Origin of the sequence: Nannocystis sp. RBIL2, from assembly GCF_026626745.1 — a bacterium.
Classification (GTDB): Bacteria; Myxococcota_A; Polyangia; order Nannocystales; family Nannocystaceae; genus Nannocystis.
The window spans coordinates 2,687,804-2,710,206 of record NZ_JAPNJW010000001.1; the positions used below are offsets into that span (position 1 = coordinate 2,687,804).

The following is a 22,403-nucleotide window of genomic DNA, read 5'->3' on the forward strand; positions in this document are numbered from 1 at the left end:
TTTCTCAGCGAATCAGTTTTGAAGAAGCAACGCCAGGAGGCGAGCGGTACACCGAGGTCCGAAGAGAGGTGCCCATGAACCGCAACAACTGGATCCGACAGACCCACCGCTGGCTGTCCATCGCCTTCACCGTGGCCGTCCTCATCAACATCGCCGCCATGGGCCAGGAACAGCCCGCCATGTGGATCGGCTTCCTGGCGCTGTTCCCCCTCATCCTGCTCATGCTCAGCGGCCTCTACCTGTTCGCGCTGCCGTACCTCGGCAAGCGGCGCAGCGCGCGATCCATCGGGTGAACACGCCCGATGCCCGACGAACAGCGCGTCGACCTCGCACAGCCGGTCGAACTCGCAGCCCCCGGGCTCTCGCTCGTGGCTCGGTCCGGTGCCGATTCAGGCACCGCCTGCCGCGAGCCGCCGACCTGCCGTTTTACCGCCTTGCCGCTCCCGGCGATGCAGGCCTCGGTGAAGCGCGTGTTCGAGGCCGTGGCCGCCGACCTCGAGAGCGACATCCCGCAGACCTACCCCGCCCTCCTCTCGCCGCTCGACATCCTGCGGACCTCGATGGGCGTCGCGGTCACCGAAATCACCGCCGGCATGCACTTTCTAGCGATCAGGTCGGCACGTCGATCGTCGCGGCGATCGCTAACGTCCCGAGACTCCCGCGCGCGTCGCCTCGCAGCGTCAGTGTGCGCTGCGGCGATGGAGTCGCGTCGATCGTGGCGGCTACATCAAACGCCCCGAGATCGCCGCGCGCATCGTCTCGCAGCGTCAGTGTGCGCGCTGCGGCGTCGCGGTCGCGTCGATCGTCGCGGCCATATCAAACGCCCCGAGATCGCCGCGCGCGTCGTCTCGCAGCGTCAGCGTGCGCGCGGCGATGTCGATCGCTATCGACGGGTCGCCGTCGCGGGCGGTCGTCATCGCCTCGCCGCCGGCCAGCGACGCGCCGGTGCCCGTGCACGGGAAGTGACCGCCCGCGTACACCGCATGGCCCTCGCACTGCACGTTCGCCTCGCAATTGCCGTCGCCCGGCGCCACGCTGACCGTGCAGCGCGATCCGGTCGCCACGCCCGCGAGCCCCGACGCGCTCGTCACGGTCGCGGTCCACGACTGCATCCGCTCGATCAGCGCCAGCTCGTCGCACGCCCGCTCCACCCGGTGGCGCTCCGACGGGTCGCGGAACCTCTCCGCCTGCGCGCAGACCCCCGCGAGCAGCGAGCGCGCGAACGCGGGTTCGGCCGGGCCGCCCGCGCCCGCCACGAGCATGCGGCCGAGGTACGCGCACGAGAGGGCCTCGCCGCCCCGGCACGCCCGCACGTAGAGCGCCCGAGCCCGCGGCCGATCGAGCGGCACCTCGTGGCTGGGACCGCCGGTGCGGTAGGTGAGCGCCAGAGTCGAGCAGGCCCACAGATCGCCGAGGTTGTCGCACTGGTCGGTGCACCCCGCGATCCCGGCTCCGCCGTAGCGGCAATAGAACTTCCCGGGCTCTGCGGGATCCATCTGCACCGGGCCGCGAGCGGGGAACTCGATCGTCGGGATCGCGAACGGCACCTCCGCCCGCGCCTCGCCCGGCGCCTCGCTCACCGCCGCCCGCGCCTCTCCCGGCGCGTCACTCACCACCGCAGACGCGACGGCCTTTGCCTCGCCGGCTCGCGGGAGGTCGGCTTCGGGGGCCGGCGCGGAGCAACCGGCGAGGCAGAGCGTTGCGAGCCAGAGCGCGTGACATCGAGGCATCCGCCGCGAGGGTACCCGACCCTCCTGCGCAGTCGATGACGATGAGAGCCGACCGAGCAGCTACGCCACGTGACCCTCGCGTGGTAAACAACCGTCATGGCTTCGGACGCACTTACGATTCGAAACGCCCGGCCGGAGGACGCTCCGGAGCTCGCGGCGGCCGAGCGCGCGATCGCGCGCGTGCCGGGGAGGCTCGCCCCGAGGCCCGAGGAGATCGACGACGCCAACATTTTAAAAATGATCGTCGACCTCGGAGCGCACGACTGCGGCATCTACCTCGTCGCGGAACGCGGAGGCGCGATCGTCGGTCAAGCGCTCCTGGAGCCGCTCTCGCTCGCCGTGACGGCGCACGTCGTCCGCGTGACGCTCGCAGTCCACGAAGGCCATCAGGGCCAGGGCGTCGGAAGGGCCCTCATGAACGAGCTGCTGCGCTGGGCGCGGGCGAACCCGCGGGTCGAAAAGGTCGAGCTCCAGGTGCGCTCGGTCAACGCTCGCGCGATCGGGCTGTACCGATCGCTCGGCTTCGTCGAAGAGGGACGCAAGACCCGGCGCTTGAAGATCGGCCCGAACGCGTACTTCGACGACATTTACATGGCGCTGTGGGTCGGTCCGTAGCGCCGCGACCTCGCAACGACGCCGCGCTGTCACCCCTTCCATTCGCAAGACACCGCGATCGCCTCCGCCTGACGCAGGCGACTCCGACGCCGTCCCGCCCGTCTGCCCTGAGGGCGCGATCGTCTGCGAGGGCGACACCAAGAAGGTGTGCGACGGCATGGGCGGCTTCTCCGAGCAGACCCCCTGCGACGACGTCTGTGTCGACGGCCTCGGCTGCCTCCTGTGCAATCCGGGCGAGGGCATGTGCAACGGCGACGTCGCCCACGTCTGCAACGACGCCGGCGACGGTTATGTCGACACCTACTGCGACGGCGTCCAGGGCGTGACGTGCGACCCGGACCTCGGCCACTGCGTCGGCGCCTGCGCCCCCGCCAACCTCGGCACCTCGTACATCGGTTGCGACTACTACCCCACGGTGACCACCACCCGGGTCGAGCAGACCTATCATTTCGCCGTCGTCGTCTCCAACACCACCGACGAGACCGCCCACGTCACCATCACCCGCGGGGCGACGAGCGTCGTCGAGGACGACGTCCCGAGCCAGAGCGTCAAGGTGATCACCCTCCCGTGGGTCACCGAGCTGCGCGACGGCGGTGACAGCAGGATCGTCGCCGACGGCGCCTATCGGGTGCGCTCGACCCAGCCGATCACCCTTTATCAGTACAGCCCGCTCGAGTACGTCATCGACGACGAGTATTCGATGGCCAACGACGCCTCGCTGCTGGTGCCGGTCAATGTCTGGAGCGCGGACTACTGGGTGGCGATCCGCAACACCCATGTCTGGCAGCCCGGCGCTTACGCCGTGGTCGCCAGTCAGGACGGCACCAAGGTGACGGTGACCCCGTCGGCGACCGGCAAGATCGTCGCCGCCGGCGCCGGGATCGCCGCCGACGGGACCGGCGTCGTCATGCTCGACGAGGGCGACGTCCTGCAGGTCTTCTCGAGAGACGGCGGCGGCGAGCCCGCCATGCCCGACATCTCCGACCTCACCGGCACCCACGTCACCGCCGACAAGCCGATCCAGGTGATCGCCGCCCACTACTGCACCTACATCCCGTGGAACGTCGAGGCCTGCGACCACCTCGAGGAGTCGATGCTCCCCTACGAGAGCCTCGCCAGGGAGTATCTCGTCACCACCCCGCTCGTGAAGCCGAAAGATCAGGACCCGTTCACCAAGGCGCGCATGGTCCGGGTCATCGCCACCGAGGCGGCGACCACCATCAGCTACGAGCCGCCCCAGGACGGCGCGCCGACGACTCTCGCCAACCCCGGCGATTACTTCGAGATCGCGGCCACCGACAAGGACTTCATGATCACCGCCAGCGCCAAGGTCGTCGTCGCCGAGTACATGCAAGGCCAGCAGGCGGGCGGCGACACCGGCGACCCGGCGATGACGATCGCCGTGCCGCTCAAGCAGTACCGCACCGACTACCTGTTCCACGCCCCGACCAACTACGAGAGCTCGTTCGTCAACGTCACCGCGCCGATGGGCGCGAGCATCACCCTCGACGGCATGCCCCTGCCCGCGCCGACCCCGATCGGCAACACCGGCTACGGCGTCGCTCGCGTCCAGCTCTCGAACGCCGGCGACGGCACGCACGCGCTGGCCGGCGACCAGAAGTTCGGCATCCAGGTCTACGGCTACGGGCAGTACACGAGTTATTGGTACCCCGGCGGCGCCGACCTCAAGTTCATCCCGAACATCCCGGAGTAGCCTCCGGGTCGCCTACGTACGCACCCTCCGGCCCAGCACCGGCGCGCGAGCTCTCGCGCGTCCGACGGGAAAATGGTCGGACGCGCCGGCGCTGCGGCATCGGTTGTATCCTCCGCCGACACATGGCACGCAGGTTCGAGATGGAAGAAGGCGGCTCCCGCAAGTTCTGGGAGATCGCGATCGAGGGTCACTCCGTGACGGTCCGTTACGGGCGCATCGGCACCGACGGGCAGACCAAGGTGAAGCAGCACGGGACGCCGGAGGAGGCCGCCAAGGACGCCGCCAAGCTCGTCGCAGAGAAGACCAAGAAGGGCTACGTGGAGGCCGCTGGCGCCGGCGCGAGCGCCCCCGAGGCACCCCAGCCCGCGAGCACGCCCGAGGCACCCCGGCCCGCGAGCGCCCCCGAGGCCGCTGCACCGCCCACCGCTCCCGCGAAGCCCGCGGGGCCGCAGTTCGGGCGGCTCTACAACGCCGACGGCTACGACGAGGTCACGTGGGTGTGCACCAGCACCGATCGCCGGCGGCGCGTCGACCCCGACGCCGGCAGCACCATCGCCGCGCTCGTTCGCGGCTGGCGCATCGAGGTGCGCTCGCGCGAGGAGGCCGAGGCGCTGCTCGCTCGCGTCGCCGCGCTGCCGGGCCAGCCGCCGCGCGAGCCCGCCGCGCTGCTGGCCTACACCGGCTGGGAGATCTCGGAGGCCCACCCGCGCTCGGTCGTCGTCGGAGCGATCCTCGCGGCGCGCGGCTCGGACGTCGGCCCCGACGACGCGTTCGCCGGCGCGAAGGGCCCGAGCGGCGCCCCTCCCGAGGTCGTGCAGGCGCGCGAGGCCTGGGCCGACGGCTGGATCCGCGAGGCCTTCGCGGGCTTCTCGGCCGAGACCGAGGCGCCGCCTGCGACCTACTTCGTCGCCGCCGGCGACATGGGCGACGCGTACCTCGTGCTCGGCCGGATCGGCGCGAAGGTGGCGGGCCTCCCGTTCTCGCGGCGCACCGCCGACGCCAACGGCAAAAAACACTCCGATGGCATCGCCGGCATCCTCCTCGCGCACGCCGCATGGGACGAGGCAGCGTGCGTCGCCGTCGACCTCTCCGAGGCCGCGCTGGCCGCCAATCTGGCGAAGGTGACGGGCGCGGCGATCGCCAAGCCGCTCGTCGTGATCGCCCCGCACTACGACTCGCGCTCCTGAGCCGCGGAAGTCCGAGCGCGTGCTCCCGCGTCGGGGCACGCGCTCGCACGACGACGAAGGCCGACCTTCGAGGGCTCCGCGGCGAGCATTGCGAGACCGGCTCGAACGTCCGGACGCTGTGCTCGTCGCTGCGAGGGCCACGGTCCGCGGCATGCCAGCGCACGCAGTGAACGACGTCGATCCGTCACCGACGTGGATTCATCCCCGCTCTCCTGCAGAGCCCGCTCCGCGGGGCGAGGCCGATTTTTTTGCCTGGCTCGCGCGACATCGGTTCGGGGCGCCTGTCATGCCGTTGGAGGCTCGCCGACGCGACCATGAAACCAAGCATCACGACACGAACACGGATCGCTGCAGGATCGCTGTGGACCCTGACCCTCGTCGCTTGCGACGACCCGGACGCGTGGGCCACAGCCGACGAAGCGGCGGTCCTCGACGCCGAGGAAGCGGAGCTGCAGGACGGGCCCATGGACGCCGAGGAGGAGCTCCACGAGCTCTGTGAACTCGCGCGCCTCCCCGCCGAGGAGTCACCCGTCGCGGACGAGCTCGCCGCCGACACGCCCGAGGCCAAGGGCGAGTGCAGCTACGGCGAATGGGATTGGGTGTACGTCAGCAAGCCGTGCGGGAGCTGCTGGCACACCCAGATCGACAAGCCGGGCTGGAGGCACGAGATGTACCGCCGCTTCTGCTATCGCGCCCCGAGCCCGCCCTCGTGCGGCTGCGAACCCGACGAGCTGTACACGTGGTCCTGTAACGGCGCCGGTGTCTGCCAGTAGGAGCGATCGCCATGAACATTCGAATCTCGACCTGTCTCCTGACCTGGGCCCTGTGCGCCCCCGCGTGCGACGAGGCGGAAGAGGCGTCCTGGCGCGACGCCGCCGCCCTCGCCGAGGCGCCGCCCGAGTCCGCTCCACCGCTCGACCTCTGCGCCGGCCTGTCGGACGAATCCACCGCGAGCGAGCTCGTCCCGCCGCACCTCACGGAGTTCACCGACGCGCCGCCCGCCGCCAAGGGCGTCTGCTCGACCGGCGAGTGGAGGACCACGACCGTGGGCTCCGGCTGCGACAGCTGCCCGTTCCAGCCGGGCGTCCCGGGCGAGAAGCTGACGCTCTATCGCCGCTGGTGCTACACGGCCCCGAGCCCGCCGTCGTGCGGCTGCGAGGAATGGGAGTACCAGTTCTACAGCTGCTACAAATGCACCCTGCCATGAGTCGCCACAGCGCGTGACCCGGGCCCATCGACACGGCGCTCTACGCGGGCGCCGACGTCGGCGGAAGCGAGAATTCCGCCAGGATCTCCGTGTGCAGCACCGCCGGCTCGAAGTGGGCCGCCCGCACCGCCCGGTAGCGCTCGTCGGCGAAGAAGCGCTCCTTCGCCGCGCGGTCGGGGAACACCAGAGTGAAGACGCGGTTGCTGCGAGCATCGGCGCCGCGCAGCGCCTCGGCCACCACGAAGTCGTGGCGGAACGCGCCGCCGTGCGCCGCGAGGATCGGCGCCATCGCCTCCCGGTAGCGCGCGTATGCGGCCGGGTCCGCGACCACGAGCGCCACCAGCATCGCGTGCCCGCCCTCAGCGGCCATGCGAGTAGCCCCCGTCGACCTCGAGCGTCACCCCGGTCACGAACCCCGCCCGCGCCAGGAACAGCACCGCATCGGAAGTGTCGCGGACCTCGCCGACGCGCCCGAGCGGGTGGACCCACGCCAGCGCATCGGCGTCCGAGATCAGCGGCGTGCGAACGATCATCGGCGCCAGAGTGTTGACGCGGATGTCGTGTTTGGCCAGCTCGGCGGCGAGCGAGACAGTGAGCGCATGGACCCCGCCCTTGCTCGCCATCGCCGCCGACGCCGGCAGCGCCGCCATCGCCTGCTGCACGAGCGCCGCGCCGACGTTGACGATCGAGCCGCCGCCGGCCGCGATCATCAGCGGCACGATCGCCTGGGTCACCAGGTACGTCCCCTTCACATTGGTGGTGAAGAAGCGCTCGAGGTCCTCGACCGTGCTCTCGAGGAACGGCCTTGCGCCGAAGACGCCGGCGTTGTTGACCAGCACGTCCGCGCCGCCGAGGTGCTCGCGGGCCGCCGCTGCCAGGGCGCGCGCGGTGCCGGGGTCGCCGACCTCGCCCGCGACCGTGAAGACCCGCGAACCGCTGCTGTCGAGCTTCCGCCGCACGTCTTCCAGCTTGTCCGGGTCGCGCGCGTTGAGGACCAGCCGCGAGCCCTCGGCGAGGAAGCGGCGCGCCAGGTCGAGGCCGATGCCGCTGCTGGCGCCCGTGATGATGACCCGATCGATGCGATTCGCCATGAACTCCTGAACCTCCGTGGAGACAGTTCTAGGCGAGTTCTCCATGCCAAGAAAATGGTATGTTTCGATGAACCCGATTACCCTTGGTTCTGGAGTTTCACCGCGTGACGTACGACCAACTCCTCGCCTTCCTCGCCGTCGCCGACGCGGGCGCGTTCACTGCCGCTGCTCGGGCGCTTCACAAGTCGCAGCCGGCGGTGAGCAAGCTGGTGCGCAACCTCGAGGACGAGCTCGGCCTCGAGCTGTTCGATCGCGGCAGCTACCGCGCCAGCCTCAGCGACGCCGGCCGCCTGTTCCGCGAGCGCGCGGCCGCGGTCATCGAGCAGGTCGAGGCGCTGAAGAGCTTCGCCGGCCAGCTCGCCGGCGCCGTCGAGCCGATCGTCCGTCTCGCGGTCGAGGCGGTCACGCCGATAGGCTCGCTGATGACGATCCTCCGCGCGGTGGGGGCCCGCTTCCCGGCCGTGCGCATCGAGCTGGCGACCGAGCGCCTCACCGGCGCCGCCGCCGCGCTGCAAGACGAGCACGCGGACCTCGTCATCGCCACGCGCCTCGGCGTGTCCGCGGCCCGGGTCGAGAGCGCCTTTTTTAAAAGCGTGCGCATCTTGCCCGTCGCGCGCCGCGACCACCCGCTGGCGATCTGCGGCGTGCCCATCCCGCCGGCGCTGCTGCGGGCGCACGCGCAGATCGTCCTGCGGGACAGCGCCCAGAGCTCCGAAGCGCCGTCGCTGAACGTGCTGGAAGGGGGTCTGCGCTGGAGCGTCACCGACGTCACCGCGAAGAAGGACATCATCCTGGCCGGCATGGGCTGGGGAGGGCTGCCGGAGCACGTGGCCGCGCGCGAGCTCGCAGCGGGCGAGCTCGTGGTGCTCGAGGTGCCCGAGTTCGAGGTCGACAGGATGGAGCTGTTCGTCATGCGGCGACGCGACCGCCCGCACGGCGTCGTGGCGAGCGCGCTGTGGGACGAGCTGAAGCGCCAGGCCGCGGCGGCGCCGGCGAAGCCGGAGACCCGGCGCGCGCCGGCGGGGCGCGCGAAGACCCGGACGCACGCTCGACGACGCAAGTAGAAGAACCTCCGGAAATGAGGGCACGCCGGAGCTGTGCAGCGCGCGGACGAGCCTCCGCGGCACGCGGCCGTGACCGCAGCAGAAGCGACCCGCAGAAGGGGCACTCGCGGTTATCCGCGCATGCGCTGGTGCCTTCGAGAGAATCGCCGCGGACTGCCCATTACTCGCGGGCGGGCCGCGGTCTCCGCCCTCAACCTCGCCCACCGTCGTGGTCGAACGAAAAGGCGTGTACGTTGGCGGCGAGCGGACAACAATTAGCAGCACTCGCTCGCCACCCTTCTCAGTCCGCCGTCGCTGGCACGCCCGAGCGCGTAAGATTTGCGCTTCGGAGGAGGTGCGGCTTCTGGTCGGGGGCGCGAGACCGAACGTCGAGACGGTGAGGTCTAGACACCTCGGCGCTCGGAAGCGGCCGATACTTCCCATGGCGTCCGGCTCACGGCATCTTGGGTGGGATGAGCAAGTCCAGGGGATTGCCGCGGCGACTCGGTCATTTTTTGTTGGAGAGCGAAATCGGCATTGGAGGGATGGGAGCGGTCTACCGGGCCCTGGACACGCGTAACGGTAAATCAGTGGCACTAAAGCAACTCTTCGACGTCGAGCCCGAGGGCGTCTATCGACTCAAGCGCGAATTTCGCCGCATGGCTGACATCACCCATGAGAACCTCGTCGCGCTCTACGAGCTCTGCCATGAAGACGGTCAGTGGTTCTTCACCATGGAGCTGTTGGAAGGACACGACCTCCGCGAGGTGATGTGGTCGGCGGAGGACGGGCAACTGCGTGAATTGTTCCGGCAACTCACCCGCGGAGTGCATGCGCTGCACCAAGCGGGCAAGGTCCACCGCGATCTCAAACCCAGCAACGTCATCGTCACCACCGCCGGGCGGGTCGTCATCATCGACTTCGGACTCGTCGACGAATTGAACCGCGGGACACTCTTCGGCCTCGACGGCCGAATCGAAGGCACACCCGCCTATATGGCGCCGGAGCAGGTCGCAGGTCAGCTCGCGGTGCCAGCCTCCGACTGGTACGCCGTCGGTGTGATCCTGTTCGAGGCGCTGGCGATGCGGTGGCCATTCATCGAGGATCCGCTCAACGATAAGCAGTATCAGGAGGCACCTCCCGTCACGGCCTTCCGACGCGACGCTCCCCGCGATCTCGCCGAGCTCGTCGCCAGGCTCCTCCGTCGCCTGCCTTCCGAGCGACCCGGAGCGGCGGAGATCCTCCGTTGGTGTGCGCCCAATCGGTCGTTGACGATCCGCGGCAGGGCCTTGACCGCCACCGATCTGATCGAACGGGAAGCCGTGATGCTGACCCTCCACGAGACCATCGAACTCGCGGCCCAAGGTGCGCCAGCTTGCGTCGACCTCATCGGGGAGGCTGGATCCGGCAAGACCGCGGTCGTCGATCGTTTCACGGCCGAGGTCGCAGAGAGCGGAGGCGTCGTCCTTCGCGGCGCCTGTTCACCACGCGAGTCGGTTCCCTTCCGGGCTTTCGACAGCCTACTCGACGCGATCACCGCCCTGCTTTGCACGTATCCGCCGTTCGAGTGCGAGGCGCTGACCCGCGATCTCGGCGGCAAGTTTGACGCGTTGACGCAAGTCTTCCCGGTGCTCGCACGCGTCGAGCACCGGGTCCCCTCGCGGGTCCAGGCAGGGTCGCACTCGAACGAGATCCGGCGCCTCGCCTTTCAAGGCCTCAAGCTCCTGCTGTACCGAATCGCAGAGCGCCAGCCCACCGTGATCTTCCTCGACAATCTACAATGGGGCGATCTCGACAGCGCGTACCTACTCAACCACCTCCTCGGATCGCCCGGCGTACCACCCGCGCTGTTCATCAACGCCTATCGGCGGCTCGATGCGCCGCTGCTGCACCAGCTGGCCCTCCAACGCGCGATGAGCACGCCCGCCTACGTCCTGCGGGAAGTCGAGCTCAACCCGCTCTCGTTCAAGGGGACAGTCGAGCTCATCCGCCGCCTGCGTTCGACGCCCACGGCGTTCAGCCGCCACCTCGCGGAGCTGATCGCTCGCGAATCGGGCGGTAACCCGGCTCTCATCCGCGCCCTCATGGAGGAGGTCGAGCGTGGCGGGGGTGCGGACCTCACCTCGCCGGGAGACGGCGACCTGCTGCGCCGCCTCGTCAAGTCGCGCCTCGCCCGAGTCTCGGACGAGGCGCACGAGCTGTACGGCCGGGTCATCGTCGCAGACAGAGCGATCCCGCTGTGGCTACTGCCGCAAGTCGGGGCTTGGTCGGGCGATCTCCAGGCCCTCATCGCGCAGCTCCGCGGACAGGGGCTGATCCAATCCGCCGGTGAAGGCGAGGCGCAGTGCATCGAATCACCCAGCGAGCCGATGCAGCAGGCGGCGCTGGCGATCCTCGATCCTGAGCTCTTGCGGCGAAGTCATGGTGATCTCGCTACGGCCTACATCATTACGGACTCCGCCGGGTCAGCGCGCATCGCTCGTCACCTGCATGCCGCCGGCCGCGACGACGAGGCCGCCGAACACGCCTCCGCGGGCGCATCCGCGGCGAACCGCGTGTTCGCCTTCGATCGCGCCGCCGAGCTCTACGCGCTCGCCTTGGAATGTCGCCCGGATCGGTGGACACTGCAAAAGAACCGGGCCGAGGCGCTGGTCCGGGCAGGGCGAGGAGTCGAAGCCGCGCCGCTGTTTCTCTCCGCGGCCGAGCATGCGCCCGCCGCCGCGGCCTGGCGGCTTCAGCTCGCAGCAGCCGAGCACCTCTTCAACAACGGACACCTCGCGCGTGGCAACGACATCCTCCGCCCGCTGCTGCTCGCGGCCGGGGTGCAGGAGTTCGGCGCGGCGCGCGAGGCACGGGCCCAGCTCAGGGAAGAGAGCGCACGACTCTTTCGGCGCGGCTTCGGCTTCACGGAGCGCAGTGAGTTCGAGCTGTCCAGGCGCGAGCTCGACCGCATCGATCTGACCTGGATCGCGGGCAAGGGGTTGCTGCTGAACGACCCGCTCCAGGCGGCGCTGTTCCTCGTCCAGTGCATATCGCTCGGGCTCGAGGCCGGCGAGCCGAAGCGCATCGCCCGAGCCCTCGCCTTGGGCGGGCTCTCACTCAGCAGTCGCAGCCTCCAGATCGGCACGGGCATGCTCGAGGAGGCGCACCGGATCGCGGAACGGATCCGCGATCCCTATGCCTCGGGCCTCGCCATCCTCTGCAAGGGTATTGTCGCGCGACACCAGGGCCAGTGGCGCTCCGCGCTGGCGGACATCGACCTCGGGGTGCAATACCTCCGCGATCACTGCCCGGGCAGCGTGTGGGAGTGCGGGCTGGGCCAAGCGAGTACGATGGCCGCGCTCGAGGCCATGGGGGAGCTTCGCGTCATGAGCGAGCGCTCGGAGTCGCTGTATCAACGCGCACAAGCGCTCGGCGACGTCCACAGCAGCCGGATCGCCGCGATTTACTCCGGGCTCACGCTACTGGCCGCCGGCCAGCCGAAGCAAGCCCGCGCTCGCGTGCGCAGCGCGCACGAGCAGGGTCAGCGCGACGCTTTTCATGTTCAGGATCTCCATGCGCTCAAAATCGGCGTGTATTGCGATCTGTACGAACGGCGCTCGCTCGACGCGTGGCAGCGGATCCAGAAGGTGTGGCCGATTCTCGTCGCGTCCGGCTTCCTCGATGTCGCCGCGCGAAGAGCCGAGGCGTTCCTGCTGCGGGCGCGCGCGGGTCTGGCGACTCTTCGCGCCGGCCACAAGGACCTCGCGGAGGTTACCGAAGTCGTGACGCAGGATATCACCCAGCTCGAGAGCGAGGGCCAGGCACATCTGCGCGCAGATGCTCAACTCCTCCGCGCCGGACTGGCCGGGGCGATACGCGACACAGCCAGCGCATTTCGCCATCTCCACCTCGCCCGGCGGGCATTTCAGGAGACCGGCATGGGCCTCCACGCCGAGATCGCGGAGCGACTTCTCCACGGCTTCGCCAACCCCGTCGACACGCGGGCGTTGGCCCGGCTCGATGCGCGCATGCACATGCAGAACATCGTGGATGTCGATGCGTGGCTGCGTGTGGCCAGCCCGGGGCTGGTCGATTGACGGGCCTCACTGACCCCCCCGAGCGCGCCCAAACAACATGTCCCAAAGGACATCAGCGGTATCAGGACCTGCGGCGCGGAAGCTTCGCCAGGGCGACCGCGAACGACCCGCTGGCCACCGTGAACGTGACGATCGGCGGCAACGGCAGCAGCACCGCCGCGACGGCGAGGAACACCAGGGACGCGACCAGACCGAGGCCAGCGGCGCCACGCGTCTGCTCGGCGCTGCCGGCCGCGCGGGCGATCATCAGGAACAGGACCCCGACCACCACGAGCGCCAGCCCCATCGCGATGCTGATGCCGTTCACCACGTCGAGGCTGGTGCGCGGGATACCGCCGATGGCGAACACGTTCTCGCGCATCGCCGCGTTCAGCCGCGCGGCCGCGGGGGACGGCGGGGCCCGCGAGAGCAGGGCGTCGACGCTCAGGTGGCCGATGCCGGTGACGATCCAGCACCACGCCCCGACGCGATACGCGAGGGTCGGCGACATCAGGCGCTCCATCCTCGCAGGCTCGTCGGCGGTCGGGTGAGCGTCGTGTGAATGCCGCGCATGTCGCCGATCCTACACGTGCCAGCCCGATCGGAGAAGGCGTGGGGCGGTAGTTCCGCCACGCGCCGCCGGTCGCGGCTGCTGCTCGCGCGCCGCCGGCGGAAGTGACGCGGCCCGCCTAGCAGGACGCCGGGCGCTCGGTCCTCACCGTCGAGCCTGCCACCACTGCGCCCGCCCCTGCACGGACTGCGACGGTTCAGCCGCCTCTCCTGCCGAGCGCGCTGGAAGGACGCGCAAGCGCTCGCAGATTTAGGGGTCCGCGGCCTCCGTCACGGACGAGCGGCGAGGCGGTCGACCGGGCCCGGCGACACGAGCGTCATCTGGGAGCCGTGGCAGAGGAGGTCACGCGACCATCCCATGACCCGTGATTCGCGCTACCTCGACCTCGTTGTCCTCCACGAAGGGGCGGACAACGTCGTCTATCGCGCCCGCCGCGGCGACGACGATCGCCCGGTCGTGCTCAAGGTGCTGCGCCGCGACCACGCCGGCCCCCGCGCTCTCGGTCGGCTGTACCACGAATACGAGATCGCCCGGGCGATCGACGCCGCGGTCGTCGTCAAGCCCTGCGCGATCGATGCGCTCGACGGCCAGCCGGCGCTGGTCCTGGAGGACTTCGGCGGGCGCTCGCTCGATCGACTCGTCTCCGGGCCCATGCCGCTGGAGCGCTTCTTCCCCCTCGCCCTCCGCGTCGCCGCGGCGCTCGCCGAGCTGCACCGGCATCGCATCATCCACAAGGACATCAAGCCGCAGAACCTGCTCTACAACCCCGACACCGACGAGCTCAAGATCACCGACTTCGGGATCGCATCGCAGGCGCCCCGCGAGTCGCAGCGCCCCGCCCACGCCGGCCTCATCGAGGGGACCCTCGCGTACATGGCCCCCGAGCAGACCGGCCGCATGAACCGGTGGGTCGACGAGCGCAGCGACCTGTATTCGCTCGGCGTCACGTTCTACGAGCTGCTGACGGGCACCCTGCCCTTCCGCGCCAGCGACCCCGTCGAATGGGTGTTCTGCCACATCGCCCAGGAGCCGCGGCCGCCCCACGCGCTCGTCCCCGCCGTCCCCCCGGTCCTGTCCGCGGTCGTGCTCAAGCTGCTGGCCAAGGGCGCCGAGGAGCGCTACCAAAGCGCGCTCGGCCTGCGGCACGACCTGAACGAGTGCTTCACCCGCTGGCAGGAGAGCGGCACCATCCCCGCATTCGCCCTCGGCCAGCGCGACCTGTCCGACCGCTTCCAGGTCCCGCAGCGCCTCTACGGCCGCGAGCGCGAGGTCGAGGCACTGCGCGCCGCGTTCGCCCGGGTGGTGACGCACGGGCGAGCGGAGCTCGTGCTCGTGTCGGGTTATTCGGGCATCGGCAAATCGTCGCTGGTCGCCGAGCTTCACAAACCGGTGGTGCGCGAGCGCGGGTTCTTCTTGGCCGGCAAGTGCGATCAATACAACCGCAGCGTCCCCTACCTCCCGTTCCTGCAGGCGTTCCGGGTCCTGTTGCAGGAGATCCTGTGCGCCAGCGAAGATCGGGTCGAGCGCTTCCGCCAGCGCCTGCGCGAGGCGCTGGGCCCGAACGGCCGCTTGCTCGCCGACGTGCTGCCGGAGGTCGAGCAGCTCGTCGGCCCACAAGAGCCGATGCCCCCGCTCCCGCCTGCCGAGGCCCAGAGCCGACTGCACGCCACCCTCGCCCGCTTCGTCGCCGCGGCCGCCCGCAAGGAGCGCCCGGTGGTGCTGTTCCTCGACGACCTGCAGTGGGCCGACGCGGCCAGCCTGAAGCTCTTGGGGCAGCTCGCCACGTCCTCGGAGGCCGCGCACCTGCTCCTGCTCGGCGCCTATCGCGACAACGAGGTCGGCCCCGCGCACCCGCTGAAGCTGACGCTCGACCAGGCCAAGAAGCACGGCGCAGTCGTCTCCGACATCGTCCTCGCGCCGCTCTCGCCGACCCACGTCGGCGCGCTCGTGGCCGAGGCGGTCCACGCCAGCCCGGAGCAGGTCGAGCCGCTGGCGCAGCTGGTCCACGAGAAGACCGCCGGCAACCCGTTCTTCGTCCTCCAATTCCTCATCGCCCTCCACCAGGAGGGCCTCATCGCCCTCGACGCGAGCGCCGGCGCGTGGCGCTGGGACATCGCCGCGATCCGCGACAAGGGCTTCACCGACAACGTCGCCGAGCTCATGGCGAAGAAGCTGCTGCGCCTCCCGGTCGCGACCCGGGACGCGCTCAAGCTCGCCGCGTGCCTCGGCGACCGCGGCGATCTCGACACCCTCGCGGTGGTCGCCGGCCGTCCGCCGGCGCAGCTCCGCGAGGCCCTCGAGCAGGCAGTGCGAGAGGGGCTGCTCCTGGGCCAGGGCGGGACCTGGCGCTTCCTCCACGACCGCGTGCAGCAGGCCGCCTATTCGCTGATCCCGGCAGAACAGCTCCCCGAGGTGCATCTGGGCATCGGCCGCACGCTCTTGCAGGCGCAGCGCGACGAGGTTCGCGACGAGGCGCTCTTCGACGTCGTCGGCCACCTCAATCGCGGCGCGGTGCTCATCCGCTCGCCAGCGGAAAAAGAGGAGCTCGCCGGGTTGAACCTGCGCGCCGGCCGGAAGGCCAAGGCCGCGGCGGCCTTCCACGCGGCGGCGGCCCTGTTCGCCGCCGGCGAGGCCCTGCTCGCGCCGGACCGCTGGGACACGCAGTACGAGCTGGCCTACGCCCTGACCTTCGAGCACGCCCACGCCGCGTACGTCACCAGCAGCTTCGACGAGGCCGAGCTCCGCATCGACGCGCTCATGACCCGAGCGCGGACCGTGGTCGAGAGAGCCGCGGTCGTCGAGCTCGCTGTGGCCTTTCACATGACCCGCGGACACTGCGCCCGCGCGGTCGAGATCGGCCTCCCGTTCCTCCGCGCCTCCGGCATCGCTCTACCGATTCACCCGACCGACGCCGAGGTCGAGGAAGAGACCGAGAGCGTCTGGCAGGCTCTGGGCGACCGCGCGATCGCGGATTTGATCGATCTGCCGCCCATGACGCATCCGGAGATCCAGGGCATCATGAACGTCCTGATCGGCGTGTCGGTCCCCGCCTATTTCGTGGACCCGATGTTGATGTTCCTCGCCGCGGTGCGCATGATAAGACTCAGCCTGCTGCACGGCAACGCCGAGCTGTCCTCGCAGGCGTACGTCTCGTTCGCTACCCAGATCGGCCCGAAGTTCGGGCGATACAGGGAGGCGTACGAGTTCGGCAAGCTCAGCTACGACCTGGCGAGCCGGGGCCGCCTCCTCACCGCCAAGTCGATCGTTTATTACGCGTTCGCCAACTACATCGTCTTCTGGCGCCACCACTACCGAGAGATCCTGCCCTACACGCGCAGCGGCTTCGAGGTCGCGGTCGAATCCGGCGACTTGAACTACGCGTGCTATCATTGCATCCTGGCCACGGAGATCCCGCTCCTGTGCGGCGAGCCCCTGGAGGACGTGCTCCGCGAGGTCGAACGCCGCTTCGATTTCGTGCAAAAAACCGGCTACGCCTTCGTCCACCGGATCCTCCTGAGCGTCCACTACCTGATCCAGTCGCTGCGCGGCCGGCCGGTCCACTTCTCGATGCTGGACGGCTCGGAGCTGGACCAGGACGCCTTCGAAAAGGGCCTCGACCCGGCCGACTTCCAGAGCGCCTACGCTTATTATTACAGCGCGAAGGCGCAGGCGCTGTTCGTGCTCGGCTCTCCCCGGGAAGCGGCGGCCGCGGCGACCGTCGCCAGCGTCGAGTTCCCGTGGAAGAACGACGCGAACGCGTGGATCGTCGAGAGCTTCTTCTACCGCGCGCTCGCCCTCGCCGCCTGCTGCGACGAGACATCACCGCCGTCGGAGCCGCCCGAAGCGTTGCACGCCTGCGAACGGCAGCTCGGCGAGTGGGCGGCGAGCTGCCCGGAGAATTTTTTCCACAAACACGCCCTGGTCCGCGCCGAGCTCGCCCGGCTTCAGGGCCACGACACCGAGGCTCCCGGGCTCTACGAACAGGCAGTCACTGCGGCGCGAGAGCACGGCTTCGTCCAGATCGAGGCCATCGCCTGCGAGCGCGCGGCCGCGTTCTACCGTGCGCGCGGCCTCACCATCCCTGCCGACGCCTACCTGCAGCGGGCCCGCGCCGGCTACTTCCGCTGGGGTGCCCACGCCAAGGTGGAGCAGCTCGATCAGCGCCATCCCCGCCTCGTCGAGCGCAAGCCGATCGCCCCCACCCTCACCTTCGCGGTGCGGGCCGAGCAGTTCGACGTCCTCTCGGTGGTCAAAGCCTCGCAGACCATCTCCGGGGAGCTCAAGCTGCCGCGCCTGCTGGCGACGTTGCTGCGCATCGTGATCGAGCACGCCGGCGCCGACCGGGGCTACGTCCTGCTGGTCCGCGACGAGCGCCTGGCGATCGCGGCCCAGATCACCGAAGGCGGCGGCACTGCGCGCGTGCTCGAGGCCGGGGCGGAGTCCACGGCCGCGCTGCCGCAATCGATCCTCCACTACGTCCGCCGCAGCCGCGAGCGCGTCCTGCTCGACGACGCCGCCGCGCGTCACCCCTTTTTGGAAGACGAATACTTCGCGCGCGAGCGGCCGAAATCACTGCTGTGCCTGCCGATCGCGCGCCAGGCCCGGCTGCTCGGCATGCTCTACCTCGAGAACAGCCTCGTCACCGGGGCCTTCACCGCCGCGCGCCTCAGCGTGCTCGAGCTGCTCGCCTCACAGTCGGCGATCTCGCTGGAAAACGCGGTGCTCTACGCCGACCTCGAGCAGGAGAACGCCGAGCGGCGGCGGGCGGAGCGGGCGCTCGCCGCCAATCAGGAGACCCTCAAGGGCATCGTCGACAACTCGGCCACGGCCATCTATCTCAAGGACCCCCAGGGCCGCTTCCTCCTCGTCAATCACCAGGTGAGCAACCTGCTGCGCGTGCCGAGCGAGCAGATCCTCGGAAAGACCGACGCCGACTTCTTCCCCGCCCCGGTCGCCGAGGCGATCTTCGATCACGACCGCCGGGTGCTCGCGGCGGGTGTGCCCATGGAATGGGAGGAGGAGCTGCCGATCGCCGACGTCCTGCGCTCATTCCTGTCGATCAAGTTCCCGCTCGGCGGCGGCACCATTCCGCGTGCGCTTTGCGGGATCTCCACCGACATCACCGAGCGCAAGCGGACCGAGCAGGCCCAGCGCTTCCTGGCCGAGGCGAGCCGCAAGCTGATGGCGCTCGGCTACGACGCGACGCTCGAGAACGTGGCCGCGCTCGCGGTGCCCGAGCTCTCCGATCAGTGCCTCGTCACCGAGGTCGCGGAGGACGGCGCGCAGGTCAAGACTGCCGCCTCGGGGGTCGCTCCCGAAGCGCTCGAAGCATTGCGTGAAGCGCTGACCCGCGCCGCGGCGGCCTCGCCCACGGCGCCCGAGCTCGGGGACGCCCACGTCACGCCGCTCTTGCAGCAGTTCCACGTCCACACCTACCTCCGGGTCCCGCTCCTCGCGCGCGAGCGGTGCCTCGGTGTCATGTTCCTGCTCGCTACCAATCCCCGGCGCCGCTACGGGCCCGCCGACCTGGCGCTGGCCGAGGAGGTGGGGCGCCGCGTCGCGCTCGCCCTCGACAACGCCCGGCTGTACGCCAACGCCCAGGAGGCGGTCGGCCTGCGCGACGAGTTCCTCATGATCGCCTCGCACGAGCTCAAGACCCCGCTCACCTCGCTGCAGCTCCACATTCAGATGATCGAGCGTCGATTGCGTCGCAACCCGTCCGCGAACCTCTCCCCCGAGCGGATCCAGGCCACCCTTCAGGTCCTGAACCGGCAGATCGCGCGCTTCGGCCACCTGGTGAACGAGTTGCTCGACGTCTCGCGCCTTCACACCGGACGATTGACCCTCACCTTCGAATCGGTCGACCTCTCCTCTCTCATCCGCGAGCTCGTCGCGCGCATGGCCCCGCAGCTCGCCGCCGCCGGCTGCTGGACCGTGCTCGAGCTGGACGACGCGGTGGTGGGGTACTGGGACAGGTCCCGCCTCGAGCAGGTCCTGCTCAACCTGCTCTCCAACGCGATGAAGTACGGCAAGAATCGACCGATCGACGTCACCGTGTGCAAGCGACCCACCTCCGCGTCGATCTCCGTCCGCGACCACGGCATCGGGATCGTCGAGGCAGATCAGGCCAGGATCTTCGATCGCTTCGAGCGCGCAGTGTCGGCCCGCAATTTCGGCGGCCTCGGCCTCGGCCTCTACCTGGTGCGCTCGATCGTGACTGCGCACGGCGGGACGGTCCGCGTGGAGAGCAAGCCGAACGCCGGCTCGACCTTCATCGTCGAGCTGCCTCTGCGCCCCCCGGGGGCGGAGCTCCCGGAGGGCGCGAATGCGGATGAACACCCGGCGCGCTCGTCTTGAGCTCTCTCGAGAGGCAGAAGCACGCGCGTTCGTGACCGCGCTCGGTGGCGATGGCGCGGGTGCGGCACGCTTCGTTCGAGCGCGACGCCAGAGGGCCTGACCGCCGCGGGCGGCCCCAGTCGCGCAAAAGGAGCTCCCCCGCATCGGCTTACGCCGCGCTCCTGTACCCTGACGGTCATGAGACTCGGAGCGTTCCTCGCCTTCACGTGGCTCGCTTGCGACGCGCAGACGCCCACGGCGCCGCCTTCCGCTCCGACCGCGACGCCTCCCGTTCCGACCGAGACGACCCCACCGGCGCCGGCTCCGGCCAGCGCGCCACCCCCGTCAAGCCCGGCGCCCGAACCGGCGAAGACCAAGGTCGTGGCGATCGAGCCGTGGGGGCTGGAGATCACCCTCCCGGAAAGCGCAGGCCATGTCTTCGATCCTGCCAACCAATGGTTTCACGCCGACCTGGCATGGGAGCAATTCGCCTATTTGAAGAAGATCAAGGCGCCGCCCCCCAAGACCCTGGCCCAGATCCCGAAACAATGGAAACAGGGGGACGCTCTGCAAGTCATCGAGGAGAAGCTGTGGCCAGATGGCTCGCTGTCCTGCGCGGTCCGCTTCGAAGGGGCCTCTGCCAGCGAATCAGGCAAGACCATGCTGCATACGGTCTCTCACCTGTATGTGAGCAAGCCGCTCGATGCCAGGAGCTACATCGAGTGTAGCGTCCGGATGGGCTTCGAGGCCGGCGAGGCCATCATCGCCGCCAATCGCGAGATGTGCATGTCGTTGCGGCCTGTGAGCAAATGAGGCCCGGCGCCTGGCCGGCGCGGCGCCCGGGTGTGGCAAGTGGGTCGCCGTCTCGACTCGACGGCTTTGTTCGGGCCACCAGTGTCGAGCTGGTCGGGCTGGTCGACTCGCTGACCGCGCTCCAGGTCCTGGGCATGCTGCTCAGCCGCGATGAAGGGCTCGGCACCCGCAGCTCTCATCGACCCCCTTCTAGCGCTCCGAGACGGTCGGCGTGATCACCAGTCGGTCGAGGATCCCCGCGATCGTCTCGATCGGCAGCTCCTCTGGTTGTCTCAGCCACCAGCCGATGATCTCGATCGTCGCGGACGTCGCGTAGGTGACGCGCAGGTCGATCGGGCACACCGCCGCGGTGTTCGTGTCGGAAGCTGCCGCCAGCGTGCGCGCCTGGCCGACGAACTGTTCGCGCAGCCGCGGCGCCGCCCCGCCCGTCAGCAGCGCGCGCCACAGGGTTTTGCGCCGCGAGACGAACTCGAACAGCGCCACGCAGGCCCGGCCCGTGTTCTCGGCGGAGAACAGCGGCATCGCGGCGCCGAGCAGCCCGGCGATCTCGTCCGCGGCGAGGTCGTCGAGCAGCGCCTCCTTGTCGGGGTAGTGGCGGAAGAAGGTCGCGTAGCCGACCCCCGCCTCCGCGGCCAGCGCGCGCACGGTGATGGCCTCGAACGGCTCCCGTTCGAGCAACGCGAGCATCGCGCGCAGCAGCTTGGCGCGGGTTCGGACCTGGCGGGCGTCGGTTGCTGAGGCGTCGGAGACCATTTATGATACAGTGTGTCTCATAATCTGAGAAGGGGAGCTGGCGGCCGATGAGCGTGGATTCTGCGGCGAAATGTCCTTTCACTGCCACCCGCAACGACAGCAAGAGCGCGGCCGTCGTCACGCAACGGATCAAGATCGAGCCCGGGGCCGAGCATATTCGCGCCTTCGAGCGGGCGCGCGAGGTCCTGCTGGACAGGGACCTGCTGCAGGGCGGCGCCGGGGCGGAGTTCGTCGACATCAGCGATCCGGACAAGGCGCCGGTGTTCTTCCTCGACGGCGCGCCGCACCGCGAGAAGCGCACCAGCATCGCCCGCTTCTTCACGCCCAAGGCGATCACCAGCCGCTACCACGCGATCATCGAGCGGGAGACCGCGCGGCTGCTCGGTCAGCTCCGGCGCGACGGGCGGGCCCAGCTCGACATCATCAGCTTCGAGCTCACCGTGGCGGTCGCCGCCAACATCGTCGGGCTCACCGACAGCGACATGCCGAAGATGGCCCGGCGGCTCGCGCTGATGTTGTCGGCCGGCTGGCACCACCGGCTCAACGTCTTCGCCAAGCTCGCCGCCGGCCTGCGCAAGGGGCGGGCGATGCTGGGCTTCTACGTCAACGACATCACCCCTGCCCTCCGCGCGCGCCGCAAGGCGCCGCAGGACGACCTCCTGTCCGAGCTCCTGGCCAGGGGCGCGTCGCAGCGGGCGATCCTCACCGAGTGCATGACCTACGCCGCCGCCGGCATGGTGACCACGCGCGAGTTCATCGTCATGGCCGCCTGGCACCTGTTCGACGACGCTGCGCTGCGCGCCGACTTCCTCGCGGGCGACGAGGCGCGCCAGTTCGCCATCCTGAACGAGATCCTCCGCCTCGAGCCTATCGCCTCGCTGCTCTACCGGCGCAAGACCGATTCGCCTGACAAGGGCAACGAGAAGTACGCGCTCGACCTGCGGGCGATCCACGAGGACGAGGCCGCCGTCGGCCCGTGCCCGCGCGCGCTCGACCCCGATCGGGCCCAGCGGATGAAGGCGAACGGCGCCTACCTCAGCTTCGGCGCCGGCGCCCATCACTGCCCCGGCAAGCAGGTCGCCCTGCACGAGACGCGCATGTTCCTCGACGCCCTGCTCCGCGTCCCGGGCATCCGCCTCGAGCGCGCGCCCGACGTCGGCTGGTCGGAGATGCTGCTCAGCTACGAGCTGCGCAACGCGGTCGTGACCTGCGACCGCGCTTGACGCGGACCCGCGACGACATCGAGCTCGACCTGCACCTGTCTCATGGGGCAGGTCGAAAGATG

16 protein-coding genes are annotated in these 22,403 nt (G+C 69.7%); 11 read left to right on the plus strand and 5 right to left on the minus strand.

The genetic code is table 11. The features are described from left to right. Window positions 1–74: 74 nt before the first annotated feature. Window positions 75–293, plus strand: a complete 219-nt coding sequence (locus OV090_RS10430; RefSeq protein ID WP_267703433.1) for a hypothetical protein — start codon at window positions 75–77, stop codon at window positions 291–293. A gap of 474 nt (window positions 294–767) precedes the next feature. On the opposite strand, the gene OV090_RS10435 is transcribed toward OV090_RS10430, so the two are convergent. Then, window positions 768–1,613: a hypothetical protein gene (locus OV090_RS10435; RefSeq protein WP_267703434.1), complete on the minus strand. Its 846-nt coding sequence runs from the start codon at window positions 1,611–1,613 to the stop codon at window positions 768–770. A gap of 213 nt (window positions 1,614–1,826) precedes the next feature. On the opposite strand from OV090_RS10435, the gene OV090_RS10440 reads away from it, so the two are divergent. From OV090_RS10440 to OV090_RS10460, 5 genes are all read left to right on the plus strand, one after another. Next, window positions 1,827–2,345: an N-acetyltransferase gene (locus OV090_RS10440; protein WP_267703435.1), complete on the plus strand. Its 519-nt coding sequence runs from the start codon at window positions 1,827–1,829 to the stop codon at window positions 2,343–2,345. A gap of 157 nt (window positions 2,346–2,502) precedes the next feature. Then, a complete protein-coding gene (locus OV090_RS10445) occupies window positions 2,503–4,059 on the plus strand; it encodes an IgGFc-binding protein (protein ID WP_267703436.1) in 1,557 nt (518 codons plus the stop codon). A 122-nt stretch (window positions 4,060–4,181) separates the two neighbouring features. Next, window positions 4,182–5,246 (plus strand): WGR domain-containing protein, encoded by a 1,065-nt coding sequence (locus OV090_RS10450; RefSeq protein ID WP_267703437.1) that lies wholly within the window; start codon window positions 4,182–4,184, stop codon window positions 5,244–5,246. 314 nt (window positions 5,247–5,560) lie between these two features. Then, window positions 5,561–6,019 (plus strand): hypothetical protein, encoded by a 459-nt coding sequence (locus OV090_RS10455; protein WP_267703438.1) that lies wholly within the window; start codon window positions 5,561–5,563, stop codon window positions 6,017–6,019. Window positions 6,020–6,030: 11 nt separating this feature from the next. Further along, a complete protein-coding gene (locus OV090_RS10460; protein WP_267703439.1) occupies window positions 6,031–6,453 on the plus strand; it encodes a hypothetical protein in 423 nt (140 codons plus the stop codon). Window positions 6,454–6,493: 40 nt separating this feature from the next. Here OV090_RS10460 and OV090_RS10465 read toward each other — a convergent pair whose 3' ends face one another. Both OV090_RS10465 and OV090_RS10470 read right to left on the minus strand, forming a co-directional pair. Next, window positions 6,494–6,823 carry a DUF1330 domain-containing protein gene (locus OV090_RS10465; RefSeq protein ID WP_267703440.1) on the minus strand — a complete coding sequence of 110 codons (330 nt, stop codon included), beginning with the start codon at window positions 6,821–6,823 and terminating at the stop codon, window positions 6,494–6,496. After that, a complete protein-coding gene (locus OV090_RS10470) occupies window positions 6,813–7,544 on the minus strand; it encodes an SDR family oxidoreductase (RefSeq protein ID WP_267703441.1) in 732 nt (243 codons plus the stop codon). Before OV090_RS10470 ends, OV090_RS10465 begins: the two co-directional genes overlap by 11 nt. Window positions 7,545–7,648: 104 nt before the next feature. On the opposite strand from OV090_RS10470, the gene OV090_RS10475 reads away from it, so the two are divergent. Further along, window positions 7,649–8,608, plus strand: a complete 960-nt coding sequence (locus OV090_RS10475) for a LysR family transcriptional regulator (protein WP_267703442.1) — start codon at window positions 7,649–7,651, stop codon at window positions 8,606–8,608. 452 nt (window positions 8,609–9,060) lie between these two features. Beyond that, window positions 9,061–12,666, plus strand: coding sequence for a serine/threonine-protein kinase (locus OV090_RS10480; RefSeq protein WP_267703443.1), 3,606 nt, complete (start codon window positions 9,061–9,063; stop codon window positions 12,664–12,666). 61 nt (window positions 12,667–12,727) lie between these two features. On the opposite strand, the gene OV090_RS10485 is transcribed toward OV090_RS10480, so the two are convergent. Further along, entirely contained in the window at window positions 12,728–13,156 is a 429-nt protein-coding gene (locus OV090_RS10485) for a hypothetical protein (protein WP_267703444.1), read from the minus strand. A gap of 417 nt (window positions 13,157–13,573) precedes the next feature. On the opposite strand from OV090_RS10485, the gene OV090_RS10490 reads away from it, so the two are divergent. Then, window positions 13,574–19,573, plus strand: coding sequence for an AAA family ATPase (locus OV090_RS10490; RefSeq protein ID WP_267703445.1), 6,000 nt, complete (start codon window positions 13,574–13,576; stop codon window positions 19,571–19,573). Between the two features lie 177 nt (window positions 19,574–19,750). Next, on the plus strand, window positions 19,751–20,365 hold the full coding sequence (locus OV090_RS10495) for a hypothetical protein (protein ID WP_267703446.1): 615 nt from the start codon (window positions 19,751–19,753) through the stop codon (window positions 20,363–20,365). A 189-nt stretch (window positions 20,366–20,554) separates the two neighbouring features. Here OV090_RS10495 and OV090_RS10500 read toward each other — a convergent pair whose 3' ends face one another. Then, window positions 20,555–21,118, minus strand: a complete 564-nt coding sequence (locus OV090_RS10500) for a TetR/AcrR family transcriptional regulator (RefSeq protein ID WP_267703447.1) — start codon at window positions 21,116–21,118, stop codon at window positions 20,555–20,557. A gap of 47 nt (window positions 21,119–21,165) precedes the next feature. Between OV090_RS10500 and OV090_RS10505 the strand changes: the two genes are divergently transcribed. Further along, window positions 21,166–22,341, plus strand: coding sequence for a cytochrome P450 (locus OV090_RS10505; protein WP_267703448.1), 1,176 nt, complete (start codon window positions 21,166–21,168; stop codon window positions 22,339–22,341). Window positions 22,342–22,403 lie beyond the last annotated feature (62 nt).